The sequence below is a fragment of the Nonomuraea insulae genome (genome assembly GCF_042656245.1).
Genome location: NZ_JBHSPA010000009.1, coordinates 70,884 through 77,791 on the forward strand (window position 1 = coordinate 70,884; position 6,908 = coordinate 77,791).

Sequence of the window (6,908 nt, forward strand, 5' to 3'; positions counted from 1 at the left end):
CGTGCCTCAGGTGATGTCGCGGCGGAGCGTGATGAGCCTGGCGATCAGCACGATGACCGCCACGTACCCGGCGAACAGCAACGCCCCGCCCCAGACGGGCAGCAGGGTCCCGGTTTCCAGTCGCAGACCGCCCAGCGCCCTGGCCGCCCCCGTGGGAAGCCAGGGATAGACGCCGGGCGCCAGCCAGCTCAGGAGGTAGTCGCCGTACATGAAGATCAGGGCGGCCAGCACGATGACGGCCACCTGGTTCCTGATCAGCACGGCCAGCGCCACCCCGAGGACCGCGTACCCGGCCGTGCTGAGCGCCCCTCCCCCAAGGACCGGCAGCACCTCCGGGCTCATCACCGGCAGTCCCTTGACGGCCAGCAGCGACGCTCCCGCCGCGAGCGTGGCCAGCGCCGACAGGACGGCCACCGCCAGGCCGATGAGGCCGTAGGCCACCAGCTTCGCCGTCACCACCGCCCCTCTGCGTGGTGTGACGAGGAAGGACCAGGCGATGGTCTGGTGCCGGAACTCGGCGGACATGCCCAGGATGCCGAGGATCAGGGTGAAGATGTACGCCTGCTGGGCCATGTTGTAGACGCTCTCCGGCGGCAGCGGCCCGGAGGACGGCGCCAGCGCGACGATGAGCACCGCCCACAACACGCAGAAGACGGGTGCGATCGCGGCGAGGATCCAGGTGGCACGGTTCGCGCCGGCCTTGAACAGCTCCGCGCGGATGAGGCGGGTCATCCGGCCGGCTGCGGGCGGGGCTGGGCGGGTCATCCGGCCACCTCCAGGTAGAGCTCCTCCAGGCTGGACCCGGCCGTGAGCGGGCCGCTCCACCGCAGACGGCCGGCCGCGAGGATCATCACGTGGTCGGCGATCTGCTCGACCTCGGCCAGGACGTGACTGGAGACCAGCACGCTGTTGCCGTCCACCGCGTACGCCCGCAGGAACCCGCGCAACCACCGGATGCCGGTCGGATCGAGCCCGTTGGCCGGCTCGTCCAAGATGAGCAGCCCGGGCTCGCCCAGCAGCGCGGTGGCCAGGGCGAGCCGCTGCCGCATGCCGAGGGAGAACCCGCGCACCTTCCTGCGGGCGGCCTCGCGGAGGTCGACGAGATCGAGCACCTGCCCGACCCGCGCGACGTCGAGCCCGGCCGCGATGGCGACGGCCCTCAGGTGCGCCTCGGCGCTGAGGCCGGGGTGGAAGGCGGTGGCCTCCAGAACGGCGCCGACCTGCCGCAGCGGCCGGTCGAGATCGCGGTACGGCCGGCCGCCGACGGTCACGCTTCCCGAGTCGGGGGTGACCAGGCCGAGGATCATGCGCAGGGTGGTCGTCTTGCCCGCCCCGTTGGGCCCGAGGAAGGCGGTGATGGCACCGGGAGGAGTCTCGAAGGACAGGTCGTCGACGGCGGCGACCTTCCCGAACGACTTGCTCACGTGCTCCACGCTGATGGTGGTCATGGGTCCGAGCCTCCAGGAACGGCCCGCCGGCCGCATGGGAGCACGGGTGGATCCCGGCTCCACCCGTGGGCTGATGACCGTGGTCACCCGGGCGGATAACGTGATCTCGTGGTCTTCCCCCGCCGCCCGGTGATCCGCGTCCTCATCGCGCTGCTTCTGGCCTACCTCGCCTACGGCCCGGTCTTCCTCGTGCTCACCCGCTCGACCGTGCCCGCCGCCCTGCTCGTGCTGCCGCTGGCGGCGGGCACTCTGGGCGCCTGCCTGTGGGCGCTGGCCGGGCACTCCGCGCGGCGCAACGCCTGGCTGCTGCTGATCACCGTGCTCGGCGGCCTGGCCATGCACCTGGTCGAGCCGTTCACCGGGGTCAGCTTCTGCTTCGTGGCGGTCTTCGCCGCCCCCTTCCGTATGAGACCGCGCCTCGCGTTGGCGTTGACCACGCTGGTCATCGTGGGCATGCCGCTCGTGTCGCACGTGATCGGGCTCGACATGGGCACGGCGTGGGGGCTGACGGCCGGGATCGCCTACTCCGCGGTGTTCGCGTTCCTGCTCTCGCACCAGGCCGCCACCAGGCGGCAGGCCACCGAGGTGGCCGAGGCGCGGGCGCGTGAGGCGGTGCTGGACGAACGGGCCCGGCTGGCCCGCGAGGTGCACGACATCCTCGCCCACTCGCAGTCGGCGCAGATCGTGCACCTCGAGGGGGTGCGCATGCTGCTGAAACAGGGCGGCGACCGGGCCATCGCGCTCGACCGGGTCGAGCGGGCCGTGGGACTGGCCCGTTCGAGCCTGGAGGAGACCCGCAGGGCGCTCGACATGCTGCGCGGCGACGACCTGCCGCTGCGCGAGCGGCTCGAACGTCTGGCGGCGGAGTTCCGTGCCGCCACGGGGAAGGAGTGCGCGTTGTCGATCGACGAGGGCGCCCTGGCGCCGGGCGCGGAGGCACGGCTGGCCATCGCCCGCACCGCCCAGGAGGCGCTGACCAACGTGCGCAAGCACGCGCCGGGGGCGTCGGCCGCGGTGGCGCTGCGCCTGGTGGATCAGTGGAGCGAGCTGGAGGTGCGCGACCACGGCGGGCAGCCGGGCCCACCCGCCACGGGCGGCGGCTACGGCCTCGTCGGCATGCGCGAACGGGCCGCGCTCATCGGCGGCAGGCTCAGGACCTGCGCCCAGGAGGACGGGTTCACCGTGGTGTTGCGGGTGCCGAGATGAGCGTGCGGGTTCTGGTCGTCGACGACCAGACGGTGGTGCGCGAGGGGCTGGTGCTGCTGCTCGGGCTCGTATCCGGGGTCCGGGTCGTCGGCACGGCCGGCGATGGCCTGGAGGCGGTGCGCATGGCGGCCGAGCTGCTGCCCGACGTGGTGCTGATGGACCTGCGGATGCCGCTTCTCGACGGCATCGAGGCGACCAGGCGCATCCGCGCCGCGCAGCCCGGCACCGAGGTCGTCGTGCTGTCGACCTACTCCGACGACGAGCTGGTGTTCGCCGCCCTGCGCGCGGGCGCCCGGAGCTATCTCACCAAGGACACCGACGCCGAGTCTCTCGCCCAGGCCGTGTCCTGGGTGCCACCGGGGCCGGCGCCGCTCTCGCCGCAGGTGCAGCGCAGGGGGGTGGCGCCGGGGCAGGCGCCGTTCTCCCCGCAGGTGCAGCGCAGGCCCGCCACCGCGCGGCCGGACGGGCCGGCGCGCGCCCTTCCCGACGGGCTGACCCAGCGTGAGGGCGCGGTGCTCGAGCTGATCGCCGAGGGCTGCTCCAACGCCGAGATCGCGGCCCGCCTGTCCATCTCGGAGGCCACCGTGAAGAGCCACATCAACAACCTGTTCGCCAAGATCGGGGTGCGCGACCGGGCCCAGGCGGTCACCTACGCCTTCAGGAACGGCCTGGCGCCACGCGCCTGAGCGCGACCCCCGCGGGCCGGGCTCCAAGCGCGGCGAGGACGAACGCGGCCGCCTGGTCAGCGTACGAACGCAGAGTCCGGGCCGTTCGTCGGATACTTCCCCCGTTCCCGGTAGCCGCCCAGGAGTTCCCTGTACCGGACCGCGACGAAGACGATCTAGGCTGGGGACGACTACGGAAGGGGCCGGACCGATGGCAGGCAGAACCATGGTCATTACCGGGGCCAGCGACGGCATCGGCCGGGCCGCGGCGCGCGCCCTGAGCCGGAGCGGCGAGAACGTCGTCGTGGTCGGACGCTCGGCCGACAAGACCGAGGCGCTGGCCCGCGAGCTGGAAGCCGACCACCACGTGGCCGACTTCGCCCGCCTGGAGGAGGTGCGGGCGCTGGCCGCGGCGCTGCTCGACCGCTATCCGGTCATCGACGTCCTGGTCAACAACGCGGGCGTCATCATGGGGTCGCGGACGATGACGGCCGACGGGCACGAGACGACGTTCCAGGTCAACCACCTCGCGCCGTTCCTGCTCACCACGCTGCTGTCCGAGCGGCTGGTGGCGAGCCGCGCCACCGTCATCATGACCTCCAGCGTGCTCAACCTGCGGGCCCGCCTCGACCTCGACGACCTCGACCTCATACGGAACTACGCGGGCATACGGGCGTACGCCAACGCCAAGCTGGCCAACATCCTGCACACCCGCGAGATGCAGCGGCGCCACGGTGACGCGGGCGTCAACGCGGTCTCCTTCCACCCCGGCGCCGTCGCCACCAACTTCTCCAGCGGTACGGACAGCATGGCCCGCCTGGTCTACCACACGCCGCTGAAACGGTTCATGCACACGCCTGAGCAGGGCGCCGACACCCTGATCTGGCTGGCCACCTCGGTGCCGGGCGCCGACTGGGTCCCCGGCGGTCACTACGAGAAGCGGCGCACCGCGCCCGTCCACCAGCTCTCCGACGACACGGACGTCGCGCGGCGACTGTGGGAGCGCAGCGAGGAAATGCTCGCCACCGGCTGACTCCTGCCGAGGCGCTGCCTGCTCGACGGCAGCAAACCACGCCGAAAGGGACGACATCATGACCCGCGTCTACTTAACCGCAGCCGGAGACCGCTACCACAGCTCCCCTGACTGCTTGGGACTCCAGTCCGGGCAGCAGGGCGGCGAAGCTCAAGGCTACGAACTCCGGCCGGTCGTCCAAATGAATCTGAGCGATGCCGAAGCGGCAGGCAAGACCGCGTGCGGCACCTGTGGAGGAACGACGTCTGAAGGGGCGGCCACGTGAAGTCGGCTCCGCCGCACCGGCTGGTGCACGGGTGAACGAGCCGGTGAACACGCACCAGTGCGCCCGCCCCGGAACGACCCACACAGAGCCGTGGCGGTGCCTCGACTGCGGTCTGCTGTGGGAACCCCTGTCGGCCACACCCATCATGGCCGGCAAGACTCCGAACTGGAGAATCTGGGCGCATCGGCTCATCCTCGCAGCGAGGATCGCGTGCGCTGTCGCCATGCTGGGCGTCTTCTGGTCGATCGGGCTGCGCACAGCGGCCGTTGGGCTGTGTCTGGGTGCGCTCCTGTTCGCCGGCTGCTGGTGGGCCTGGGGCAAACTGCGACGCTGGGTTCACCGCTGAAGGCTTCCGGATTACGTACGCCCGCAGAGGTTGTCACCCCGGTCGGGAGCGAGAGAGAAGGCGTCGCAGACGATACGGTCGATCTGCGACGCCGCCGCCAGGTCGGCGCCGAAGCGGTTGTCCGGTACTGGACATCGTCGGCGGGTGCCCTGCGCCGGTGTCCCGGGTAGGGAAGCGTTCCCCCATCGAGGAGGAATCGCATGCTCACCTGGGTGAAGCGGCTCGCCGTCGTCTCGGTCCTGGCAGTCGCCGGAGCGTCACTGCCCGCGTCGTCCGCGCAGGCCCTGATCTCCTACACCTGCACCGGTGGCTCACGCACCTACTTCGGCGACATCGTCGGCTACGTCATCCTGGCCACCGGCTGCACCTCGGGAGGGCCCCCGGGGATCACCATCCCGGGAGGCACGTTCACCTGCGGCGTCTACGGCGGAACCCCCGAGCTCGGCATCATCAGCGGCAGAGGCTGCTGACGGTTCCCAGCCGTCTCGGCGAACCGATGCTCCTGCGCGAGGAACACGGCTTCCGACGGGCCGGCCTCTCCCCCTGCGAGCGCACGGCCAGAGTCGGACGGGCCAGCCTCTCTCCCGGCGAGCGCACGGCGAGAGAGCGCCACCGTCAGATTCGCGTCCCTTCCACCCACGACCGGTAGGCGTCCAGGACGAGGCCGTGGAAGTGGTGTACGCCGTGTTCGGACAGCCCCGAGCCGGACGGGTCGAAAACGATGCGGCCCTGGTCGAAGGCCGGGGTGCCCAGGCCGCGCTGGACGCTCTCCACCAGCGCGATGTCCTGCTGCTGCAGCACCTCGTCGATGTATCGCACCGACTGCGCCTCGGCGTCCTCGAGCTCGGCCGTCTCGAAGTAGAAGTCCCAGGTCTCCAGGGTCCGGGCGGGACCGGCGGGAACGACCTGGAAGACCATGAAGTTGCCGCGACCCGGGTATCGCAGCAGGCAGGTGTTGGGCCACAACCACCACACGGCGTGCTGCGTGACCGACGCGCCCGAGACGTCGTACGCGGCGTTCTCGTGCTTGCCAGCCTCGGCGAAGTGGCTCGACCAGATGCCGTGGGTCTTCACCTCGTAGGTGTCCATGTCGACGAGATCGACGAACTCCTTGTGCGCGATGTGGCAGTGGTAGCACTCCAGGAAGTTGTCGATGACGTTCTTCCAGTTGGTCGCGACGTCGTACGTCAACCGCTTGGCGTGGGTCAGTCGCGCGATGTCCGGGGCCCACGTGGCGATGTCGGCCGCCAGGTCCCCGGCCTGCCTGCTCAGGGGGACGGCGTCCGGGTCCAGGTTCACATAGACGAACCCGCCGAACTCCTCGACCGGAACCTGGTCGAGGCAGATCTCGCTCTTGTCGAAGGTGTCCATCCTGTCGGTGCGGCGAGCCGCCTTCAGCCGCCCGTCGAGGCCGTAGGTCCACGCGTGGTAGGGGCAGATGATGGTGCGCGTGGTGCCGGAGCCCATGAGCAGCTCATGGGCGCGGTGCTTGCAGACGTTGTAGAACGCGCGCAGCGCTCCGTCACGATCGCGGACGATCGCGATCGGCATGCCGGCCACGGTGGCGGACACGTAGCTGCCCGGCGACCGGAGCTTGTCCACGTGGCAGATCCACTGCCAGGTGCGGGCGAAGATCGCCTGGGCGTCGGCCTCGAACCACCGTGAGTCCGTGTAGGCCTCCGACCGCAGCGACATCGATCGTTCAGGGTCCTTGTGAAACCCGGTGCCGACGCGTCGCACGTCGTCCGCTGTGACTGATGTCATGGTGGGAGCGTACGACCCGGGTGGAGGGCCGCAACAAGGGAAATCCGCCGCATCGTCCAGGGTCCTGACCGCGACAGCAGCCCGCGCCGCACGGATCCTGACCGCGACAGCAGCCCGCGCCGCACGGATCCTGACCGCGACAGCAGCCCGCGCCGCACGGATCCAGTCCGCGACAGCGGCG

At 70.8% G+C, this 6,908-nt stretch carries 7 protein-coding genes; 4 read left to right on the forward strand and 3 right to left on the reverse strand.

The window, feature by feature from the left end; all coding sequences use genetic code 11:
• Positions 1–6: 6 nt before the first annotated feature.
• Both ACFPZ3_RS06425 and ACFPZ3_RS06430 read right to left on the reverse strand, forming a co-directional pair.
• A complete protein-coding gene (locus ACFPZ3_RS06425; protein WP_379513014.1) occupies positions 7–765 on the reverse strand; it encodes an ABC transporter permease in 759 nt (252 codons plus the stop codon).
• Complete coding sequence (locus tag ACFPZ3_RS06430; RefSeq protein WP_379513015.1) at positions 762–1,448, reverse strand: ABC transporter ATP-binding protein; 687 nt, start codon at positions 1,446–1,448, stop codon at positions 762–764. Before ACFPZ3_RS06430 ends, ACFPZ3_RS06425 begins: the two co-directional genes overlap by 4 nt.
• Positions 1,449–1,556: 108 nt before the next feature.
• Here ACFPZ3_RS06430 and ACFPZ3_RS06435 point away from each other — a divergent pair, with 108 nt between their 5' ends.
• From ACFPZ3_RS06435 to ACFPZ3_RS06450, 4 genes are all read left to right on the forward strand, one after another.
• The gene (locus ACFPZ3_RS06435; RefSeq protein WP_379513016.1) at positions 1,557–2,654 is read left to right on the forward strand and encodes a sensor histidine kinase; all 1,098 of its coding nucleotides are present in this window, start codon (positions 1,557–1,559) and stop codon (positions 2,652–2,654) included.
• On the forward strand, positions 2,651–3,340 hold the full coding sequence (locus tag ACFPZ3_RS06440) for a response regulator transcription factor (RefSeq protein ID WP_379513017.1): 690 nt from the start codon (positions 2,651–2,653) through the stop codon (positions 3,338–3,340). Before ACFPZ3_RS06435 ends, ACFPZ3_RS06440 begins: the two co-directional genes overlap by 4 nt.
• Before the next feature lie 190 nt (positions 3,341–3,530).
• Positions 3,531–4,352 (forward strand): SDR family NAD(P)-dependent oxidoreductase, encoded by an 822-nt coding sequence (locus ACFPZ3_RS06445; protein WP_379513018.1) that lies wholly within the window; start codon positions 3,531–3,533, stop codon positions 4,350–4,352.
• An 811-nt stretch (positions 4,353–5,163) separates the two neighbouring features.
• On the forward strand, positions 5,164–5,433 hold the full coding sequence (locus tag ACFPZ3_RS06450; RefSeq protein ID WP_379513019.1) for a hypothetical protein: 270 nt from the start codon (positions 5,164–5,166) through the stop codon (positions 5,431–5,433).
• A 145-nt stretch (positions 5,434–5,578) separates the two neighbouring features.
• Here the strand turns inward: ACFPZ3_RS06450 and ACFPZ3_RS06455 are convergent, their stop codons facing one another.
• Entirely contained in the window at positions 5,579–6,727 is a 1,149-nt protein-coding gene (locus ACFPZ3_RS06455; protein WP_379513020.1) for an aromatic ring-hydroxylating oxygenase subunit alpha, read from the reverse strand.
• Between the last annotated feature and the right edge of the window lie 181 nt (positions 6,728–6,908).